The following is a 20429-nucleotide window of genomic DNA, read 5'->3' on the forward strand; positions in this document are numbered from 1 at the left end:
CATGACAGACCTGTTCACGACGATCATCACCTCGCCCGTCGCCAAGATGGCCGGAGTGCCGCAGCCCACGCGCCTGCGCCGGTACGAGCCCGGTGGACCCCTCTGTGACGGCCCCGTTCTCGTGGCCGGAAGCGGCCCGTATGTCGCTGAGCTCCGTCAGTGGGTCGGTGCCGCCGGCATTGCGCTGGCCGAGGCGAACGACGCCGCGACCGACAAGATCGGTGCCATAGTCGTCGACCTCAGCGACGCGACCGACCCCGGTCAGCTCGAGCTGCTGAGGACGCTCGGGCCTGCGGTCAAGCGGCTGCGGACGAACGGCCGCGTCGTGGTGGTGGGAACCGACCCGACGACGCTGACCGACCCGGCCCACGTAGCGACCCAACGTGCGCTGGAGGGCTTTGTCCGCTCCCTCGGCAAGGAGCTGCGCGCCGGAGCCACGGCCAACCACGTGCTCGCACGCGGCACGGCCAGCGACGGGCTGCGTTCCGCGGTCGAGTTCTTCCTATCCGGCCGCTCCGCCTACGTCGACGGCCAGGTCGTCCGCATCGACGAGACCAGGGGCAGCAACCCGACCGGCGAGCAGCCCCTCGCGGGCAAGGTCGCCGTCGTCACGGGCGCCGCACGCGGCATCGGTGCGGAGATCGCCAAGGTCCTGGCGCGCGACGGGGCGACGGTCGTGGCGGTCGATGTGCCCGCCGCGGGCGAGGCCCTCGCCGCCGTCGCCAACCAGGTCCGCGGCACGACGCTCCCGCTCGACGTCACCTCGCCCGAGGCCGGTGCGACGATCGTGGAGCACGCCCGGTCCAGGCACGGCGGCCTCGACATCGTCGTGCACAACGCCGGGATCACTCGCGACAAGCTGTTCGTCAACATGGACGAGTCGAGGTGGCAGAGCGTCATGGACGTCAACCTGCGCTCCATCCTCCGGATGAACGAGGCGATCCTCGGGGAGGGCGGCCTCGGCGACGGCGGCCGAGTGGTGTGCCTGTCCTCGATGGCCGGCATCGCGGGCAACCGTGGACAGAGCAACTACGCGGCGAGCAAGGCCGGCGTCATCGGCCTCGTGACCGCCACCGCGGCGGCGGTCGCCGACCGGGCGATCACGGTCAACGGGGTCGCTCCCGGCTTCATCGAGACCGAGATGACGGCACGGATCCCATTTGCCACGAGGGAGATCGGCCGCCGGATGAACTCGCTTCAGCAGGGCGGCCAGCCCCGGGACGTCGCGGAGACGATCGCCTGGCTCGTCCAGCCAGGAGCGGCGGCGGTCAACGGCCAGGTGATCCGCGTCTGCGGCCAGAGCATGCTCGGAGCGTGACCGGATGACGCGCGAAATCGTCCTCGAGGGGCCACCGGACCTGCGGCGGATCTATGCCACGGCGGCGCTGAAGCGGGGGGCTGACCGCGACCGGTTGCCGGAGCTGCGCGTTGTGCGGCCCGGCGTCAGCGTGGACTCGGACAACCTCGTCAGGTACGCCCGGGCCTGCGGCTTCACCCTCACCGAGCGGTTGCCGCTGCCCTATCCGCACCTGCTCGGCTTCCCGCTCCAGATGGTCGTGATGAGCCAGCGCGACTTCCCGCTCCCGCTCGTGGGGTCCGTGCACGTCGAGAACGTCATCACGGTCAACACGTCCCTCACGCTGGCGGATTCGCTCGAGGTGGCGGTTCACGCGGAGAACCTGCGCGCGCACCCGAAGGGCCGCCAGGTCGACCTCGTGACAGAGGTGAGCACCCACGGCGACGTCGCGTGGCGAGGCGTGAGCACCTACCTCGCCCGGGGTGCGGAGCACCCGGACGCCGAGGCATCCGAGCCACCTTCGCTCGACGGGCTAGAGGGCGTCCGGTCGGGACCGACGTGGCGCTTCTCGGCCGGGACGGGCCGGATGTTCGCCGGTATCGGCGGCGACTGGAACCCCATCCACGTCCACCCGATCCTGGCCAAGCCGCTGGGATTCCCGACCGCGATCGCCCACGGCATGTACTCCTACTCGCGCTGCGTCGGGGCTCTCGCGCCGCGCCTGCCCGGGTCGGGGATCACGAGTCACGTCTGGTTCCGCAAGCCGATCCGGCTGCCGTCGACGGTCCGGCTCCGGACCGCCTTCGAGGACCACCGCACGCTCTCCCTCCTCGAGGGCGTCAAGGGCGAACTGGACCACGCCGTCCTCGAGCACACCTGGGCCGGCGCCGGACCCGGACGCTAGCCCTTCCCTACCCAGTCGAGTGAGCGGTCCGCCTCAGGCGCAACACCGTCCGGTGTGACTGGAGGGACTGGGCGCTCACTCGACGGGGAAGTGCTGGGGCTGGTGGGAGCGGGTGCTCACTCGACGGGGAAGTGCTGTGGCTGGTGGGAGCGGGTGCTCACTCGACGGGGGAGTGCTGGGGCTGGTGGGACTGGGCGCTCGCTCGACGACGGAGGTTCACTCGTAGAGGATGTACTCGGGCTCCGGCTGGAGCGCGAGGACCTGCTTCGGGGTCATCAACGTGCCCTGGCGGCGGTCCTCCTCGTAGAAGAGCTTGAAGCCGGCGTGGACGGCCTTGGGCAGGTTCCGGACCAGCTTCCGGTAGGTCTGCTCCTTCATGCCCCGGGTGCCGATCCCGTCGACGGACTTGACGACGACGACGCCGGGGTGGCTCCCGATGGCGGACTCGCCCCGGACCACCGAAGGTGCGAGCTGGTGGAAGACGAGGACCTTCTCCGGCAGGTCGTGCTGCTGCACGACTGAGGAGAGGTAGCGCGCGACCGAGTCGATCTCCTTGCCGGTCGTGTGCCCGAAGACCTTCATCGGCACCTCTCGGGGACCCATCTCCCACTCCGGATCGAGCGCCACGCCGACGTCGGGCTCCTTCAGCCACTTCGCGTAGGCCTTGACCTCGGTGAGGAAGTCGGCGCGGCCGGGCTGGATGTTGAGCAACAGGATGCCCTTGACCTTCCGTGCCGCGGCGAGGTGCCGGGCGATGACCGAGTCCGAGCTCCTCATGCGGTACATCCCGTCGGAACCGGGGCTGCCCTGGACGACGGTCGCAATGAGCTCGAGGACGGGCAGGGCGGCCCGGCCACCCGCATACGGCCGCCCCACCTGCTCGAGCTCCCGGGCGCGGTCGTCGAGGTTCCCGATGCCGAGCCGTCCGAGAGCCGCGGACCCCGGCCGGCCGGCGAAGCCGACGAGCCGGTAGTGCGGGAAGACGGCGCGGCCGCCCCGGGGCAGCTGCACCGCGGTCGCCGGTGCAGGGGCCGCAGTCCCCGAGTTGGCAGGCAGAGGGGAAGCGGGTGGCGGCGTGGAACTCGACTGCGCGCCGGTCGTCGACCGGCCGGACGGATGCGCCCCCGGCGACGCGCCCGGCCCATCGCCGCATCCAGCTGCGACCAGGACAGAGAGAAGTGCTGTAGCGAGGACGACCGTACGGCGTCCCATGCAGGACCTCCACAAACCGACAACAGAGCGACCCGCACGAGCGGGTCACCCAGCAGGGTACGTCCTCGCCGGAACGGTTTCACGGGCCGCCACGCCCAGTGGATACGCTTGGGCGGTGCCGCCGTGGGCGGCATACCCCATCCTCATCACGCAAGGAGCCACACCCGTGTCTGCAGAGATCACCGTCACCGTCGCCGGAAGCGAGCGATCGGTGGCGGAGCAGACGACGGCGGCCGAGCTGTTCAAGCAGATCGGACGTGACGACCGCGACATCGTCGTGGCGCGCGTCAACGGGGCGCTGCGCGACCTCTTCCACGTCTTGGGCGAGGGCGACGTCGTCGAGCCGGTCACGGTCGACAGCGAGGACGGCCTCGCCGTCCTGCGGCACTCCACCGCCCACGTCCTCGCCCAGGCGGTCCAGCAGGTCAACCCGGACGCCAAGCTCGGCATCGGCCCTCCGATCCGCGATGGCTTCTACTACGACTTCGACGTCGACGAGCCGTTCCAGCCCGAGGACCTCAAGGCCCTCGAGAAGGCCATGCAGAAGATCGTCAACGAGGGGCAGACCTTCCAACGGCGTGTCGTCACCGATGACGAGGCCCTGCGTGAGCTCGCCGACGAGCCGTACAAATGCGAGCTCGTGGGCCTCAAGGGCGGCGCCGGCGATGCGGCCGAGGGCGCCAGCGTGGAGGTCGGGGCCGGTGAGCTGACCATCTACGACAACATCCGCCGCGACGGCACCCGCGCGTGGGGCGACCTGTGCCGTGGGCCGCACATCCCGAGCACCAAGCTCATCGGCAACGCCTTCAAGCTGATGCGATCCGGAGGCGCCTACTGGCGTGGGTCGGAGAAGAACCCCCAGCTGCAGCGCATCTACGGCACCGCCTGGCCCACCAAGGACGAGCTCAAGGCCTACCTCGACCGGCTCGCGGAGGCCGAGCGGCGCGACCACCGCAAGCTTGGCGCGGAGCTCGACCTCTACTCCTTCCCCGACGAGCTCGGGTCGGGCCTGGCCGTCTTCCACCCCAAGGGCGGGGTCATCAAGCGCGAGATGGAGGACTACGTCCGCCGGCGGCACATCGAGGAGGGCTTCCAGTACGTCGGAACCCCGCACATCAGCAAGGACGGCCTGTTCCACACCTCCGGCCACCTGCCGTACTACGCCGAGACGATGTTCCCGCCCATGGAGATGGAGGGCGCGGAGTACCGCCTCAAGGCGATGAACTGCCCGATGCACAACCTCATCTACAAGTCGCGCCAGCGCTCCTACCGTGAGCTGCCGCTGCGCTTCTTCGAGTTCGGCTCGGTCTACCGCTACGAGAAGTCGGGCGTCGTCCATGGCCTGACCCGGGTGCGGGGCATGACGCAGGACGACTCGCACTCCTACGTCACCCGTGAGCAGGCGCCGGGGGAGGTCCGCCACCTGCTCGACTTCGTCCTGTCGCTGCTGCGCGACTTCGGCCTCAACGACTTCTACCTCGAGCTGTCCACCCGCGACACCGAGGGCGACAAGAAGGACAAGTTCATCGGCTCCGACGAGCAGTGGGAGGACGCCACCAGGATCCTCGAGCAGGTCGCCACCGAGACCGGGCTCGAGCTCGTGCCGGACCCGGGCGGCGCCGCCTACTACGGTCCCAAGATCTCCGTCCAGGCGCGTGACGCCATCGGGCGGACCTGGCAGATGTCGACGATCCAGTACGACTTCAACCAGCCGGAGCGCTTCGGCCTCGAGTACCAGGCCGCGGACGGGTCACGGCAGGAGCCGGTCATGATCCACTCGGCCAAGTTCGGCTCGATCGAGCGGTTCCTCGGTGTCCTCGTCGAGCACTATGCCGGCGCCTTCCCGGTCTGGCTCTCGCCGGTCCAGGTGCTCGGCCTGCCGGTCGCCGAGGAGTACGCCGACTACCTGGGCGAGGTGCTCGCGCAGCTGCGCCGCAAGGGCGTGCGGGTCGAGCTCGACGCGAGCGACGACCGCTTCCCGAAGAAGATCCGCAACGCCTCGAAGTCCTAGGTGCCCTAGGTCCTCATCGCCGGTGAGGTGGACCGGGCCGCGGGTGCCGTCTCGTTCCGGTTCCGGGACGGGTCCCAGAAGAACGGGGTCCCCGTCGACGACGCGATCGCCGAGATCCTCCAGGCGATCGAGTCCCGCGCCCAGGTGTGAACCGGCCCCCCGGCGACGACTTTCCGCGAAAACCTTGCGCGGGGACGAGAACGGGGGTTCAATCAGACCTACCGAACCGCTTCGGCGGATCGGATTCCTCAATCGCTGTAGCGAATGAGGAACAGAAGGCCCGGGAACTCATACTTCCCGGGCCTTCACCTTCCGTCTTGCACCGGCCCTGCGGCTCTCACACCCGCAGGGCCGTCTGCTTTCTCCGCCGCCCTGCCGCAGCGCCGGTGCACAGGGCCGGGCCAGATCGCGCAGGAGCGGGCAGGATCGGGTAACGGGAACCTGATCGGGTACGGGCCGGCGACCAGGAGGTGCCGCGTGTACGTCTACCGGGACCGGGTCGATGCCGGCCGCAGGTTGGGGGAGTCGCTCGCGGACCTGTCGCTCCGGGACCCCGTCGTCCTCGGCCTGCCGCGCGGTGGCGTGCCAGTCGCGGCCCAGGTCGCACGCCGCCTCGGTGCCCCCCTCGACGTCGTCGTCGTGCGCAAGCTCGGCGTGCCGAGCCAGCCGGAGCTGGCCATGGGCGCCATCGGTGAGGAAGGGGGGCGGGTCGTCGACGCGCGGATCATGCGGGCGGCCCGGGTCGACGAGCGGCGCCTCGCCGAGGTCGAGGACCAGGAGCGTGAAGTCCTGCAGGATCGGGTTGCCCGCCTCCGGCGGGGCCGGCCCCGCGCCGAGCTCTCCGGCCGGACGGCGGTCATCGTCGACGACGGCATCGCGACCGGCGCGACGGCCCGGGTCGCCTGCCTCGTCGTCCGGGCGCTCGGGGCGCGGCAGGTCGTCGTGGCCGTTCCGGTCGGCCCACCGGACATCGACGACCGGATGCCCGAGGCCGACGCGGTCGTCTGCCTCGAGAAGCCGTGGGGCTTCCGGGCCGTCGGTGGCGCCTACGACGACTTCGACGCGACCACGGACGATGAGGTGGAGCGGCTGCTCGAGGCGGCCCATCCCGGCTCAGGCGGTCCCGCTGCCGACCCGGAGAATGGTGAGGCCCTGCGATCTCACACATCGCAGGGCCGGGACCATTGAACACGCCCTACCCGGCGATCTCCGAATCGACACGCTGCCCGGCAAGGGAGGAGCACCCCATAGGATCGCGGGCATGACCGACCAGAACGGGGAGACGCCGTCCTCGGTGCGCATCGAGGACGTGGACGACCTCGTCCACGTGGACGACGGCTTCGAGCGACTCTGGACGCCCCATCGGATGGCGTACATCGCGGGGGAGAAGCCCACGGATGAGGCCGGCCACGGCTGCCCGTTCTGCACGGCCTCGGGCAAGGACGACGCCGAGGGGCTCATCGTCCACCGCGGTGAGCACTGCTACGTGGTGATGAACCTCTTCCCCTACAACCCCGGACACGTCCTCGTCTGCCCGTACCGCCACGTGTCGCTCTACGTCGACCTGACCGACCAGGAGACGGCGGAGTTCACCCTCCTGACGAAGCAGGCCATCCGGGCCCTGCAGTCGGCCTCCGAGCCGCACGGGTTCAACATCGGCATGAACCAGGGCGCGGTGGCCGGGGCCGGCGTCGCGGCACACCTGCACCAGCACGTCGTCCCGCGTTGGGCGGGCGACATGAACTTCCTGCCGATCGTCGGGCAGACCAAGGCGCTGCCCGTGCTCCTCGAGGACACGCGCGAGCAGATCGTCTCCAACTGGCCCGGCGCCGGTCAGTAGGCTGACGACACCATGCTCAACCGTCTGCTGCGGGCAACGTTCACCAAGTTGCTCAGCCCGATCGCGCACGTGCTCCTGAGGCTCGGCGTCAGCCCTGACGTCGTCACGATCGTCGGCACCCTGGGCGTCTGCGCCGGCGCTCTCGTCTTCTTCCCCCGCGGGCAGCTCTGGATCGGCGTGCTCGTCATCACCGCTTTCGTCTTCTCCGACACCGTCGATGGCATCATGGCCCGGGCGTCCGGGCGGTCGAGCAAGTGGGGCGCCTACCTCGACTCCACGCTGGACCGGGTCGGCGACGCGGCCGTCTTCGGCGGCCTCGTCCTCTACTTCACCCGCGACGGGGACAGCTCGCTCATGGCCGGCCTCGCCCTCGCCTGCCTCATCCTCGGCAGCGTCGTCTCCTACGCCAAGGCACGGGCCGAAGGACTCGACTTCACCGCCAACGTCGGCATCGCGGAGCGGGCCGACCGCCTCGTCGCTGTCCTGGTCGCGGCCTTCTTCGCCGACGTCTTCGACGTCCCGGTCCTGCTCGGTGCCGTCCTCGGCCTGCTCGCCGTCGCCAGCCTTGTCACGGTCGTCCAGCGGATGCTGACGGTGCGCCGTCAGGCGCTGGCCGCGGGGGAGGTCTCGCGGTGAGACGTGCCCCCCTCGGCGGTCGGCTCACGGGTGCTGCGAGCGTGCTCGGGTTCCGCCTCGGCTGGTCGGCCGTGCGCGCGATGCCCGAGCGAGCGGCATACGGGCTGTTCGCGCGGATCGCCGACGTGGCCGTCTGGCGGGGTGGGAAGGGCATCGAGCGGCTCCGGAGCAACTACGCCAGGGTGCGCCCAGAGCTGACGCCCGCCGAGCTCGACGAGCTCGTCCACGACGGCATGCGCTCGTACATGCGCTACTACTGCGAGGCCTTCCGGCTGCCGTCCCTGCGTCCGGAGCAGATCGACCGTGCGGCGAGGGTCACCGGCTTCGAGGAGATGCGCGATACGTGTCGGGCCGGCGGCACGGCGATCGTCTTTGTCGGGCACCTCGGCAACTTCGACATGGCGGCGGCCTGGTCGGCCCGCAACCTTGCCCCGGTGACCACCGTCGCGGAGCGCCTCAAGCCGGAGGAGGTCTTCCAGGACTTCGTCGCCTTCCGCAACAGCATCCAGATGGACATCATCCCCCTCGAGGGCGGGGACAACCCGTTCCACGAGCTGCTCCGGGCGGCCAAGAAGGGCGGCCGGCTCATCGCCCTCGCGAGCGACCGCGACCTGACCGCCAACGGCGTGGAGGTCGACTTGCTCGGGCACCGGGCACGGATGGCGAAGGGCCCTGCCCTCCTCTCGCTGATGACCGGTTCCCCCCTGTATGCCGCGCGCGTCCACTACGAGAAGGCTCCGCACGGCGAGGGGTTGGGTGGCTACCGCACGCTCGTCGAGGTGAGCCCGCGCCTCACCCCGCGCGTCAGCGGCGGCACCGCCGAGCTCGCCCAGGACCTCGTGCAGCAGTGTGCGGACCACCTCGCGGAGACCATCCGCTCGCACACGAGCAGCTGGCACATGCTGCAGCGGGTGTTCGTCGACGACCTCGACCCCGTCCGCGCGCCGGCACGAGGGGCTGTCACGTGAGGATCGGGATCGTCTGCCCCTACTCGTTCGACCTGCCCGGCGGGGTGCAGTTCCACGTCCGGGACCTCGCGGAGTACTTCCTCGGCGACGGCCACGACGTCTCGGTCCTCGCGCCAGCCGACAGCGACACGGAGCTGCCCGAGTACGTCGTCTCGGCGGGTCGGGCGACCCCGGTCCGCTACAACGGGTCGGTGGCGCGGCTGAACTTCGGACCGGTCACGGCGGGCAAGGTGAGCCGGTGGCTCGACCACGGGGAGTTCGACGTCCTCCACCTGCACGAACCGGTCACCCCGAGCGTCAGTGTCCTTGCGCTGCTCGCGGCCGACGGCCCCATCGTCGCGACCTTCCACACCTCGATGGTCCGGTCGCGCACCATGCAGACCGCCTACCCGCTCGTGCGCCCCAGCCTCGAGAAGATCGCCGGCCGGATCGCGGTCAGCGAGGACGCCCGCCGGACCGTGACGACCCACATCGGGGGCGACGCCGTCGTCATCCCGAACGGCGTCTACGTCGACCGCTTCGCCCGCGCCCCGAAGCGAGCCGAGTGGGTCGGCACGGCGGAGCGGCCGACGATCGCCTTCCTCGGCCGGATGGCGGAGCCGCGCAAGGGCCTGCCCGTCCTCGCCGCCGCCCTGCCCGAGGTGCTGCGCGAGCTCCCGGGCCTGCGTGTCCTGGTCGCCGGCCCCGGAGACGTCGAGCATGTCACCGACGGGATGCCCCCCGGTGTCGCCGACGCCTGCGAGTTCCTCGGCGCCGTCTCCGATGAGGACAAGGCCTCCCTGCTCGCCTCCGTCGACGTCTACGTCGCCCCGAACACCGGCGGCGAGAGCTTCGGCATCATCCTCATCGAGGCCATGTCCGCCGGGTCGTGCGTGCTCGCGAGCGACCTGCCCGCCTTTTCCCGGGTGCTCGACGGCGGACGGGCCGGGGCACTGTTCCGCAACGAGGAGCCGGCCCACCTGGCCCACGCGCTCCTCGCCCTGCTCGGCGACCCTGAGCGGCGCGCGGTGCTGGCCGAGGCCGGCCGGCAGCGGGCCCGACAGTTCGACTGGTCGGTCGTCGCGGCCAAGATCATGGCGGTCTACGAGACCGTCATCGAGGGACGCAGCGCTGCGCTCACCCCGCCCGCCGGCCGGTGGAGCCGGTTCCTGCGCGGAGGACTGGGCCGATGACCGAGACACTCACCTGGGTCTTCGCGGCGCTCTTCGTCCTCGTCATGATCGCCTGGTACCTCACCTACACCGCTGCCCGCCTCGACCGGCTCCACGTCCGGCTCACCGGCACGGTCGCGGCCCTCGACGCGCAGCTGGTGCGGCGGGCGGAGGCCTCGGTCGAGCTCGCCAACAGTGGGCTGGTCGACGGTGCCACGGCCCTCATCCTGGCCGGCGCGGCGGCCCAGTCGCTCGAGACCCCGGACGTGGACGGCGAGATCCGGGAGGCGGTCGAGAGCGACCTCACCGAGGTCCTGAGCCTCACCCTCACGCCCGAGCTCGTCGACCACCTCCGGCTGTCCGGGCCGCTGGGGGAGGACCACCTCGACCGGCTCTCCTCGGCCTGTACCCGGGTCCAGCTCGCGCGGCGCTTCCACAACGACGCGGTGACCGATGTCCGAAGGGTCCGGCGCCAGCTCGTCGTCCGGCTCTTCCACCTCGCCGGTCACACCCCGATGCCGGTCACCGTCGAGTTCAACGACGAGGTCCCACCCGGCCTGGAGCGGTGACGGCCGCAGCCATGGACGGGCGGTCGGGGCGCGCAGGTTCCGGCCGTACCCTTTTCTGCATCCGCAGACGAACGCCTCATCGAGAAAGCAGGAGACCGTGAGCAGCACTGGCACGACGGGCACGACGCCCACGTCCGAGACGGGCACCGGCACGACCCGCGTCAAGCGCGGGATGGCCGAGATGCTCAAGGGCGGCGTCATCATGGACGTCGTCACCCCCGACCAGGCGAAGATCGCCGAGGACGCCGGGGCCGTCGCCGTCATGGCGCTCGAGCGCGTCCCGGCCGACATCCGGGCCCAGGGTGGCGTCTCCCGGATGAGCGACCCGGACATGATCGACGGCATCATCAGCGCGGTCTCGATCCCGGTCATGGCCAAGGCGCGGATCGGCCACTTCGTGGAGGCCCAGGTGCTGCAGAGCCTCGGCGTCGACTACATCGACGAGTCCGAGGTGCTGACGCCGGCCGACTACGCCAACCACATCGACAAGTGGGCCTTCACGGTTCCCTTCGTCTGCGGCGCGACCAACCTGGGCGAGGCCCTCCGCCGGATCACCGAGGGCGCGGCGATGATCCGCTCCAAGGGCGAGGCCGGCACCGGCGACGTCTCCAACGCGACGACCCACATGCGCTCGATCCGCGCCGAGATCCGGCGCCTGCAGAACCTCCCCGAGGACGAGCTCTACGTCGCCGCCAAGGAGCTGCAGGCGCCCCACGACCTCGTCGTCGAGGTCGCCCGTGCGGGCAAGCTGCCCGTCGTGCTCTTCACGGCCGGCGGCATCGCCACCCCCGCGGACGCCGCGATGATGATGCAGCTCGGTGCCGAGGGCGTCTTCGTCGGCTCGGGCATCTTCAAGTCCGGCGACCCCGCCAAGCGGGCCGAGGCGATCGTCAAGGCGACGACCTTCTACGACGACCCGGACGTCATCGCGAAGGTCTCCCGCGGCCTGGGTGAGGCGATGGTCGGCATCAACGTCGACGAGATCCCGCAGCCGCACCGGCTCGCCGAGCGCGGCTGGTGACGGCCCGCGTCGGCTGACGTCAGCACGCACCCGGTATGCCGCCGAGCGGACCCCGCGCGGCGGCATACTGTGTGGGTGGCTGGGCGGCGCGAGGACATGGGCGGCGTCGCGCGCACTCCAGCCTACGGAGCTCAGGTGACCGCGCCCCGCTGGGCGAACTCGGGACGCTGGAACTCGCCACCGTCGAGGACCTCGCCGAGGTGGCGGGCGGCCTCGACGACCTCGACATGGGTCACGTAGAGCGGCGCGAAGCCGAGGCGGATGATGTCCGGCTCCCGGAAGTCGCCGATCACGCCACGCGCGATGAGGGCCTGGACGATGGCGAAGGCGTCGGGGTGACGCAGCGAGACCTGGGAGCCCCGGCGGTCCGGATCCCGGGGCGTGACCACCTCCAGGCTCTGTCCGAGCGCGTCCACCGCCTGGATGAAAAGGCTTGTCAACGAGAGGGACTGGCGCCGGAGCGCCTCGGGGAGACGTCGTCGAAAGCCCCCAGCGCCGCCTCGAGTGCCAGCATCGAGAGCAGCGGTGGGGTGCCGCTGCACAGGCGGGCGATCCCGGGGGCGGGGGTGTAGCCGGGCGTCATGGCGAACGGGCGGGCGTGCCCGGTCCATCCCGGGAGCGGCTGGTCGAAGAGGGCCTGGTGGCGCTCCGCGACATAGGCGAACGCCGGCGCGCCCGGGCCGCCGTTGAGGTACTTGTAGCCGCAGCCGACCGCGAGGTCGACCCCGGACTCGTCGAGCCCGACCGCCATGGCACCCGCCGAGTGGCACAGGTCCCAGCAGGCGAGTGCGCCCACCTCGTGCGCGGCAGCGGTGATGCCCGGCAGGTCCCAGCGCTCCCCGGTCCGGTAGTCGACGTGCGAGTATGCGACGACGGCGAGCGACTCTCCGGCCTCCGCGATCGCGGAGATCGCATCCTGCGGCGGGACGCGACGGATCTGCAGGCCGACGAGACCGGCCGCGGAGTGGGCCATGTAGAGATCCGTGGGGAACGAGTCCGGGTCCGTCAGCATGACGGTGCGGCCGGGCCGCAGCCGCGCGGCGCCGACGATCAGCTTGAAGAGGTTGACCGACGTGGAGTCCGTTACGACCACCTGTCCGGGCGCTGCGCCGACGAGCCGGCCCACCCGGTCACCGACCCGTAGCGGCGCGTGCCACCAGTCGGCCTCGTTCCACGACCGGATCAGACGGTCACCCCACTCACGGGTCATCACCTGACCCACGGCGTCGGGCACCGAATCTGGAAGCGCGCCAAGGGAGTTGCCGTCCAGGTAGATCACGCCATCAGGCAGCCGGAACCGGGCGCGGGCCGAGTGCAGCTCCGCTTGGGCGTCGAGTTCCGTGGCGCGGGCAACCAAGCCCTCGAGCGGGTCAGAAGCACGGAGGTTGGCGGGCACCGGGCTGTCACGTGGCTCTACGGGCATACCGAGAACGTATCGCCTCGCACGACGAAGGACGGATGAGACATGGACGGCACGCCCTCAGGGCGGTCTGCTCCGCACACAGCCGCGCAGGCAGGGCCGGACACGGCGGAACCTTGCGGGCTCAGGCGCCGTCGGCCAGGAGCTGGGCCAGCTTGCGTTTGGGCACGCCGCCGAACTTCTGGCGGACGTTGAGGACGTGGTTGCGCGCGGTGCCGATGGAGATGTGGAGGTGGTCGGCGATCTCTTGCGCGGTGTAGCCCTTGGCGGCGAGCGTGGCCACCTCTCGCTCCCTCGCCGTGAGCCCGGCCGTCGACACGAGGCGCTGGCTCGCCGGCACCGCAGGCAGCCGCTGGCCCCGGTGCAGGCTGCGGTCGCGCAGCACAGCGGCCAACGAGCGCTCGGCACCATGCTGCTGGAAGAGGTCGATCGCACGCCACCGGAGGTTGTTGCCCGTGGCTGTGTCGGGGGCGACCCGGGCCGCGGCGTGGAACAGCTGTCCGGCCGTCATGGGTTCAGGCAGGGCTGCGAAGCGCTCGGCCGCCGCCACCACGAGGTTGTAGCCGTCGCGACCCGACACGAGACCGTCCACCGCGGTGCGGACCGCGGCGCCCCGGGCGTTCTGCGGCCAGAGTGGACCCATTGTCGCCACCCACGGCCGTGCCGCCGAGACGTCGGTCAGGGCCATGGTCAGCAGGAGGTCCTCCCAGCCGAACCGCACCTGCATACGTGCGGCGAGCTCGAGCGCCTGCGGCACCTCTCGCAGCGGCGCCGGCTCCTGCCTCGCCACGCGCAAGGACGCACGGACGGACTGCGCAAGCCAGAGCATCTGCTCGTCGAACGCGATGTGACCGAGGGTGTCGTCGATGACCTTCGGGTCGGGCCGGCCTTCGCGCTCGAGGGCGACCGCTCCCAGGGCGATCCCGGCCATGCCGGTGGCCATCTGGGGGCGGCCCTGCCGGGCCGCGCGGGCCGCGGCCTGCGCGGCGGCGAGGTCGCCGGTGCGCCAGTGCACCAGGGCCTCCACGGCGGCGAACTTGCGAGCCCAGGTCGCCCCGTGCGCCAGCAGCTTGCCCTCCGCGGCGACGCGCCGGGCCAGCGCGTAGTCACCATGGCCATAGGCGGTATGGGCCCAGTTGAACTGGTTGAGGCTTGCGATCTCGGCCGTGATGGCGTCAGGGCTGGACGGCAGCACCTCCGACGCCTCCCGCCAGTGCTCCAGTGCTTCCGGACGGTCGAGGTAGGTCTCGCACCCCGCGAGGCGGCCCGCGCAGAAGGCGATCGCCCAGGGGTCACGAGTGCGCCGCGCGAGGGCCAGCCCCTCACGGCCCACTCTGATCCGGTAGTCGCCGCTCAACCCGTCCTCGCGCGGCCAGCAGAGCTCGCCGAGTGTGACCGCCTGACCGCGCAGGTCGCCAGCGAGCCGGAACTCTGCCAGGGCACGGCTGAGGATCTCGGGCGTCTCGGCGGCGGTGCCGGCCCGGCCGCGGGTGAACAGGAGAGCCCCGCGGGCCCCGGGAGACCCGACCTCCTCGGCCAGCCGCTCGAGGAACGGGTGCGCCTCGAGCAGCTCGGTGCCCCAAGCGCAGACGACGACGGCCAGTTCGCCGATGGCGACCCGGTCATCATCGGGTGCCCCTCGCGACAGCGCGGCCGCGGTGGACATGAGGAGGTCGAGGGCCGCGCGGGTCTCGCCTCGCAGTCCCAACCCTTCGGCCTCGCGCAAGGTGGCGCGCAGGCCAGGGGAGACGACAGTCGCGAACGACGCCAGGGCCGACTGCGACGAGACCCGCCGGCGCACCCTGACCCTGGCGGGACGGCCGCTCGAACGGGTGAGGGCTGTCGTCACGTGACGAAGATATAGGTAGTTCTTGCAGATTCCACGGAATAGCAACACGTCGTTTGCTTGGGTCGGACGCGCTCACCCGCGCATCGACCCGACTGGAGGATCTGAATGCGTTCCATCACACCCCGCGTGGTCGCTGCATCGTCCTTGGCGACGGTGCTCGCCACGATCGTCCTCGCAGGCGGCGCCGGAGCGTCCAGTCCTGCGGCATCGACTCTGTCACCGGCGGCCAGCGGCGACACGAGCACCGTTCAGTGGACGGGCGGACCCTACAACGGCGCGGTCCTCGCACCGGAGAGCTGCACCTCCACGACGTGCGACACACACACGCTCAACCTGTCCATCCCGCAGGACTACTGGCAGGGCCACTCCGGCACCGTCAAGGTCGAGATCTCCTGGACCTCCACCGCGGACGACTACGACCTTTACGTGAGCGACTCCACGGGCCGCAAGATCGCGCAGAGCGCGTCGGGCGGAACGACTCGCGAGGCTGTCGACCTCGGCGCGCTTGCGCCCGGTGCCTACAGCGTCAAGGTCGTGCCGTACACGAGCGTCGCGTCGAGCTACACGGGCACGGCCACCCTGACGAGCTCGGCGGTCCCGATCGGCATGAAGTACCCCGAGACCCGCAAGGCGGTCGAGGACGAGCTCGTCGTGGACTACCCGCTCAACGTGGTGTTCGTCGGTCGCAAGCCCAGCCCGGCCGAGGTCGCCGAGCTCAAGGCCTGGACGCCGGACCACTACAAGCCGACGGTCGCGACCAAGACGACAGCGGGCGGCGAGCTGACGGGGGTCGGCGCGGGGCTGCTCAACTGGAACAAGGACCACGTCTCGGGCGATCCCTACTTCGAGGGGATCCGTTTCAACTACAAGGTCAACGTCCTCGCGGCCTCCGACGCCTACGCGAAGGCGCTCTTCCAGGTGGCCAAAGACGCCACCGCGCGCGGTCAGTCGTACCACGGCGGCGTGACGAGCACGCGGACCGTGAACCAGGTCAAGTACGACACGGTGTTCGGCAACCTTCGGGTCGTCGCCAAGGGCGGTGACCTCTCCTACAAGGTCGCCGACCCGACGAAGACGGACCTCGTCGACGCCTATGCGGTCGAGGACTGGATGTTCAGCTCGCGGTACGACGCCAAGTGGGAGTGCGCGTTCACGAACGTCGAGACCGGTGCCTGTGCCGACCCGTCGGTCATCAACCCCGACGCGGGTGCCTACCACGACCCGTACTACGACAAGCAGGGCCTCAACCTCGACCGGATGCCGCAAGGCCCGAGCCAGGGAGCGTCGTTCTTCTTCCTCGACACCTTCACCCCTGACTACGCCAAGGACTACTTCCGCCCCAACGCGTACCACACGTACGGCACCGACAAGGTGATCAACGGCGCCATCGGCCCCAAGGCCACCGAGGCCGGGGGATCCTGGCGGATCACCGACCCTGACACCGGTGGCTGGGACGGCGTCGACTTCGCCCGCACGTGGGGCGGCCGCTACCGGTTCCACTTCGTCGACCTCGGCGCGGCACCCAACGACTACGAGTCCGCGACCTGGGCCGGCAAGGGCCTGGGCATGTCGAGCGACTACCCCCACGGCGACCCGCCGGTGTGGCAGTACGCAGCCGACCCGCTGTGGCAGCAGCAAGGTGACACGTGCAAGACCGACGGCACCCCGATCGCCGGCTTGAACCTCCCGTACAACAACAACACGCCATGCCGGATGATGCCGCGTCTCGCACGCGACGTCGCCTACGGCCTGTTCTTCCGCTCGACCGCCGGGTACCTCTACCGACCGATCCCACGGGGCGACACCTACTGGCTGGCGGTGTCGAACTGGACCGACTTCTACTCGCGTCCGCAGTGGGTGCAGGGCCAGCTCACCAACGCTCCGTGGTACGGCACGTGGTGGACCGACATGGACAAGCTGTACAAGATCGGCAGCGTCGCCGGTGGCACGAGGCAGGACGACACGTTGCGTTGGCTGTCCTCCGCAACTCCGTACGCCCGGTGGGTGGGCCGCAAGGGCGAGACGATCCCGCTCTACGACCCGACGAACAACCAGCCGAGCGGCAAGGTGCTCGACACGTCCCCGAAGTACGCCGACCTGCCGGCCCCGGCCACGCATGTCGAGACCAAGAGCGGCGCCAAGCTCGCCCCCGAACCGCTCTACGACGGCACGCACAGCGTTGTCACCTACGGCGACAAGACGGTTGACCTCACAGCGGTCCAGGAGGCCCTCGAGAAGGCCAAGGCCGCCGGCAGCGGCCTCGGCCCCGGCTACGACGGCGCGGTCTCGCACGAGTCCTTCCGCGACTTCATCGACGCGCACCCTGACGGCATCGCCGACCACGTCGAAGGCGTCAACACCATCCCGGCGATCAACGTGGTCTTCGAGAAGACGCTCACGTGGGCCCTTCCGGCCATCGTCGGGGGCATCGCGGTCGGCACGAACGACGGCGAGGCGTGGGGTGTCATGAACAACGTCAACGACCGGTTCAAGTCGAGCGCCTCGCACTACCCGGGTGTCCAGCCCGGTGACGCGCCCGGGTCGAAGCGGTCCGTGACGAGCACCTCCCTGCCGACGCAGGACAGTGGCGGCGGCTTCAGCTACACCATCGAGCATGAGGCCGCGCACAACCTCGGCCTCTCGCACCCGCACGACGGCTCCTACGGGGTCGACCGCTGCCCGGTGGGCCACCCGCAGGCCGGCCAGTGGGAGTGCTACTGGAACGGGCTCGGCTGGATGTACGACATCTCCGCCGCTCCCACCACGTACGCCATGTCCTACCGCCCCTACGAGGTCGAGGACCAGGACAACCTCCAGCGCGGCCACACGGCTGAGTACCTCATCGGTGCGCAGGAGTCCCTGACCCAGCGTCTCGTCGAGGAGGCCACGGCCGGCCGAACGGCTCCGTCCGCGAAGTGGGGCTCGGACTTCGGCCGGATGAAGCAGTGGCGCACCCAGGTCGGCGAACTCTTCCGCAAGGGCGACTACCTCCACGCGGAGTACGCCGCGCGCAACGCGGCCCTCGCCGCCCGGGGAGTGCCGCAGACCGCGGCCAACACGTCCGACCCGAGGCTCCTCGAGGCGGGCCAGGTGTTCTACTTCAATGTCCACCCCCAGGGCGACGGCCGACGCGCCGCGAAGCCCAACCTCCAGCCGACCGCTATCGAGGCGGCACAGCCGGAGCGCAAGCAGACCAACCTCACGGTGACCGTCAGGAACACCGGCACCGCCCCCGCGACCGGCGTCGTCGTCGAGCTCTTCGACGGCACGACGTCGCTCGGCACCACGGCCCCGGTCGACCTCGCCGCCGGCGCCACCGCGGCCGTGACGAAGGTGTGGGACACCCGAGGCATCAATGGTGAGCGGATGATCAAGGCGGTCGTCGACCCGGCCAACCTCATCGCCGAGACGGTCGAGACGGACAACACGCTGACGCGCACCATCACGATCCGCGGCAACAAGGTGACGAACGGCTCCTACGAGTCGTCCGCCACCGGCACCGCCCCGGACGGGTGGACCGCCTCCGGCAGCACGGCCTACGACCGGTCGAGCACGAAGTCCACGGACGGCGTGGCTGCAGTCGGGCTCACCGGCGGCAGCTGGGCCTCGGACCCGATCGACGTCACCGCGGGCGGCACCTACGACCTGGCGATGACGGCCGTCGACGGCACGCCCGGCGTCTCGGTGACGTTCCTGGACCAGACAGGCAAGGTCGTCAGCAAGATCGCGTCGGTGGACGTCGTGGTGAGCAAGATCGACTCCGTCGTGAGCAAGATCGACCCAGCCGTGAGCAAGATCGACTCGGCCGTGAGCAAGATCAGCGGCTCGGTGGGCAAGATCGCCGGCTCGGTGACGGTACCCGCCGGCGCGACTCGCATGGTTGTCACGGCGAGATCCCCTGCGGCGCTTCCCCTCGGCAGCACCGTGTGGCTGGACGACGTCTGGGTCTGGTGACGCCACCCGACCGGACAGGTCCGGCAGTCCCCTCGGGTGCGGTTCCCTCCCGCGCCCGAGGGGCCCGCCTTGTCATCAGGCTGCCGGGCAATGCTCGGGCCGGTTTCGGCGCGAGCCGCCGAGCGGCATACGCTCCGCCTCATGGCCGCTCCAACGATCGGGATCCTCGCCGTGCAGGGTGACGTGCGCGAGCACGTCGCCGCGCTCCACGAACTGGGCACCGGGACAGTGCTCGTCCGGCGACCGGAGGAGGTCGAGCGGATCGACGCCCTCGTCATCCCGGGTGGAGAGTCGACGGTCATCGACAAGCTGGTCCGCACCTTCGAGCTGCAGGAACCACTGCGCAAGCGGATCGAGCAGGGGATGCCCGTCTACGGGTCCTGTGCCGGGATGATCCTGCTCGCGGACCGGATCACCGACGGAGCCCCGGGCCAGCAGACGCTCGGCGGCCTGGACATCACGGTGCGCCGCAACGCCTTCGGGCGCCAGGTCGACTCGTTCGAGACCGAGCTCGACTTCGCCGGACTCGACCGCCCTGTCCACGCGGTCTTCATCCGTGCGCCGTGGGTCGAGGAGGTCGGCGAGGACGTCGTGGTGCTCGCGCGCGTGGGGGAGGGGCCCGCCGCCGGTAAGATCGTGGCGGTTCGGCAGGGAGGCCTCCTTGCGACGTCGTTCCACCCCGAGGTGGGCACAGACCGGAGGATCCACGCCGAGTTCGTCAAGATCGGCAGTTCGCGAGGGTGAGGACACTGCATGAGCGGCCACTCCAAATGGGCCACCACGAAGCACAAGAAGGCTGCCATCGACGCCAAGCGCGGCAAGCTCTTCGCGAAGCTCATCAAGAACATCGAGGTCGCGGCCAAGCAGGGCGGCGGTGACCCGACCGGAAACCCGACGCTGTACGACGCGATCCAGAAGGCGAAGAAGTCGTCGGTTCCCAACGACAACATCGATCGCGCGGTCAAGCGCGGCTCGGGCGCCGAGGCGGGTGCGGCCGACTACCAGACGATCACGTACGAGGGGTACGCCCCGGGCGGCGTCGCCCTGCTCATCGAGTGCCTCACCGACAACCGCAACCGCGCTGCCGCCGAGGTGCGTACCGCCCTGACCCGCAACGGCGGGCAGCTCGCCGACCCGGGCTCGGTCGCCTACGTCTTCAACCGCAAGGGTGTCGTGATCCTCCCCAAGGACGGCAAGTCGGAGGACGACATCCTCGAGGTGGTCCTCGACGCGGGCGCCGAGGAGGTCAACGACAACGGCGAGACCTGGGAGGTCGTCTCCGAGGCAAGCGACTTCGTGGCCGTCCGCGAGGCGGTCCAGCAGGCCGGCATCGACTACGAGTCGGCCGAGGCGTCCTGGGTGCCGAACCTCCAGGTGCCCCTCGACCTCGACGGCGCCCGCAAGATGATCCGGGTCATCGAGGCCCTCGAGGACAGCGACGACGTCCAGAACGTGTTCGCCAACGGCGAGATCCCCGACGACGTCCTGGCGGAGCTCGACGACGAGGACTGACCCCAGCCGACGGCGGCGCGCCTCCGTGGAGCGACCCCGGCTCGCAGCTACGGTTGGGCCGAACACATGTTCGGTCGTCAACGGA

General features: G+C 70.5%; 16 protein-coding genes and 1 pseudogene. 13 read left to right on the forward strand and 4 right to left on the reverse strand.

The genetic code is table 11. The features are described 5' to 3' along the window. The first annotated feature begins 1 nt into the window (after position 1). Together ACTHJJ_RS07575 and ACTHJJ_RS07580 are read left to right on the forward strand one after the other, a co-directional pair. Complete coding sequence (locus ACTHJJ_RS07575) at positions 2–1318, forward strand: 3-oxoacyl-ACP reductase (protein WP_440302325.1); 1317 nt, start codon at positions 2–4, stop codon at positions 1316–1318. Between the two features lie 4 nt (positions 1319–1322). After that, positions 1323–2201, forward strand: a complete 879-nt coding sequence (locus ACTHJJ_RS07580; protein ID WP_440302326.1) for a MaoC family dehydratase — start codon at positions 1323–1325, stop codon at positions 2199–2201. Between the two features lie 216 nt (positions 2202–2417). Here ACTHJJ_RS07580 and ACTHJJ_RS07585 read toward each other — a convergent pair whose 3' ends face one another. After that, positions 2418–3212, reverse strand: a complete 795-nt coding sequence (locus ACTHJJ_RS07585) for a hypothetical protein (protein WP_440302327.1) — start codon at positions 3210–3212, stop codon at positions 2418–2420. A 367-nt stretch (positions 3213–3579) separates the two neighbouring features. Here ACTHJJ_RS07585 and thrS point away from each other — a divergent pair. From thrS to pdxS, 8 genes and pseudogenes are all read left to right on the forward strand, one after another. Continuing rightward, a pseudogene (gene thrS, locus ACTHJJ_RS07590) lies at positions 3580–5574 on the forward strand (threonine--tRNA ligase). Positions 5575–5901: 327 nt separating this feature from the next. Further along, positions 5902–6612 (forward strand): phosphoribosyltransferase, encoded by a 711-nt coding sequence (locus tag ACTHJJ_RS07595; protein WP_440302328.1) that lies wholly within the window; start codon positions 5902–5904, stop codon positions 6610–6612. A gap of 73 nt (positions 6613–6685) precedes the next feature. Continuing rightward, positions 6686–7264, forward strand: a complete 579-nt coding sequence (locus ACTHJJ_RS07600; protein ID WP_440302329.1) for an HIT family protein — start codon at positions 6686–6688, stop codon at positions 7262–7264. A gap of 12 nt (positions 7265–7276) precedes the next feature. Further along, positions 7277–7900, forward strand: a complete 624-nt coding sequence (gene pgsA, locus ACTHJJ_RS07605; RefSeq protein WP_440302330.1) for a phosphatidylinositol phosphate synthase — start codon at positions 7277–7279, stop codon at positions 7898–7900. Next, a complete protein-coding gene (locus ACTHJJ_RS07610; protein ID WP_440302331.1) occupies positions 7897–8868 on the forward strand; it encodes a phosphatidylinositol mannoside acyltransferase in 972 nt (323 codons plus the stop codon). The genes pgsA and ACTHJJ_RS07610 overlap by 4 nt, the downstream gene beginning before the upstream one ends. Beyond that, entirely contained in the window at positions 8865–10040 is a 1176-nt protein-coding gene (locus ACTHJJ_RS07615) for a glycosyltransferase family 4 protein (protein WP_440302332.1), read from the forward strand. The genes ACTHJJ_RS07610 and ACTHJJ_RS07615 overlap by 4 nt, the downstream gene beginning before the upstream one ends. Next, positions 10037–10588, forward strand: a complete 552-nt coding sequence (locus ACTHJJ_RS07620) for a hypothetical protein (protein ID WP_440302333.1) — start codon at positions 10037–10039, stop codon at positions 10586–10588. The genes ACTHJJ_RS07615 and ACTHJJ_RS07620 overlap by 4 nt, the downstream gene beginning before the upstream one ends. A 97-nt stretch (positions 10589–10685) precedes the next feature. After that, positions 10686–11609, forward strand: a complete 924-nt coding sequence (pdxS, locus tag ACTHJJ_RS07625; RefSeq protein ID WP_440302334.1) for a pyridoxal 5'-phosphate synthase lyase subunit PdxS — start codon at positions 10686–10688, stop codon at positions 11607–11609. A 131-nt stretch (positions 11610–11740) separates the two neighbouring features. On the opposite strand, the gene ACTHJJ_RS07630 is transcribed toward pdxS, so the two are convergent. From ACTHJJ_RS07630 to ACTHJJ_RS07640, 3 genes are all read right to left on the reverse strand, one after another. Beyond that, positions 11741–12025 (reverse strand): kynureninase/PvdN C-terminal domain-containing protein, encoded by a 285-nt coding sequence (locus tag ACTHJJ_RS07630; protein ID WP_440302335.1) that lies wholly within the window; start codon positions 12023–12025, stop codon positions 11741–11743. A 20-nt stretch (positions 12026–12045) separates the two neighbouring features. Further along, entirely contained in the window at positions 12046–13032 is a 987-nt protein-coding gene (locus tag ACTHJJ_RS07635; protein ID WP_440302336.1) for an aminotransferase class V-fold PLP-dependent enzyme, read from the reverse strand. Between the two features lie 121 nt (positions 13033–13153). After that, positions 13154–14878, reverse strand: a complete 1725-nt coding sequence (locus tag ACTHJJ_RS07640; protein WP_440302337.1) for a LuxR C-terminal-related transcriptional regulator — start codon at positions 14876–14878, stop codon at positions 13154–13156. A gap of 105 nt (positions 14879–14983) precedes the next feature. Here ACTHJJ_RS07640 and ACTHJJ_RS07645 point away from each other — a divergent pair, with 105 nt between their 5' ends. From ACTHJJ_RS07645 to ACTHJJ_RS07655, 3 genes are all read left to right on the forward strand, one after another. Further along, positions 14984–18832 (forward strand): CARDB domain-containing protein, encoded by a 3849-nt coding sequence (locus ACTHJJ_RS07645; RefSeq protein WP_440302338.1) that lies wholly within the window; start codon positions 14984–14986, stop codon positions 18830–18832. A 90-nt stretch (positions 18833–18922) separates the two neighbouring features. Then, a complete protein-coding gene (pdxT, locus tag ACTHJJ_RS07650; protein WP_440302339.1) occupies positions 18923–19576 on the forward strand; it encodes a pyridoxal 5'-phosphate synthase glutaminase subunit PdxT in 654 nt (217 codons plus the stop codon). 9 nt (positions 19577–19585) lie between these two features. Continuing rightward, entirely contained in the window at positions 19586–20344 is a 759-nt protein-coding gene (locus ACTHJJ_RS07655; RefSeq protein WP_440302340.1) for a YebC/PmpR family DNA-binding transcriptional regulator, read from the forward strand. Positions 20345–20429: the final 85 nt, after the last annotated feature.

Source organism: Intrasporangium sp. (assembly GCF_051961875.1).
Taxonomy (GTDB): domain Bacteria; phylum Actinomycetota; class Actinomycetes; order Actinomycetales; family Dermatophilaceae; genus Intrasporangium_A.

Excerpts from the sequence above, each read along its gene's own strand:
- ACTHJJ_RS07635 (WP_440302336.1), bottom strand. The coding sequence starts at position 13,032 with ATGCCCGTAGAGCCACGTGACAGCCCGGTGCCCGCCAACCTCCGTGCT.
- ACTHJJ_RS07620 (WP_440302333.1), top strand. The coding sequence starts at position 10,037 with ATGACCGAGACACTCACCTGGGTCTTCGCGGCGCTCTTCGTCCTCGTC.
- ACTHJJ_RS07645 (WP_440302338.1), top strand. The coding sequence starts at position 14,984 with ATGCGTTCCATCACACCCCGCGTGGTCGCTGCATCGTCCTTGGCGACG.
- pdxT (WP_440302339.1), top strand. The coding sequence starts at position 18,923 with ATGCTCGGGCCGGTTTCGGCGCGAGCCGCCGAGCGGCATACGCTCCGC.
- ACTHJJ_RS07580 (WP_440302326.1), top strand. The coding sequence starts at position 1,323 with ATGACGCGCGAAATCGTCCTCGAGGGGCCACCGGACCTGCGGCGGATC.
- ACTHJJ_RS07600 (WP_440302329.1), top strand. The coding sequence starts at position 6,686 with ATGACCGACCAGAACGGGGAGACGCCGTCCTCGGTGCGCATCGAGGAC.
- ACTHJJ_RS07655 (WP_440302340.1), top strand. The coding sequence starts at position 19,586 with ATGAGCGGCCACTCCAAATGGGCCACCACGAAGCACAAGAAGGCTGCC.
- ACTHJJ_RS07575 (WP_440302325.1), top strand. The coding sequence starts at position 2 with ATGACAGACCTGTTCACGACGATCATCACCTCGCCCGTCGCCAAGATG.
- pgsA (WP_440302330.1), top strand. The coding sequence starts at position 7,277 with ATGCTCAACCGTCTGCTGCGGGCAACGTTCACCAAGTTGCTCAGCCCG.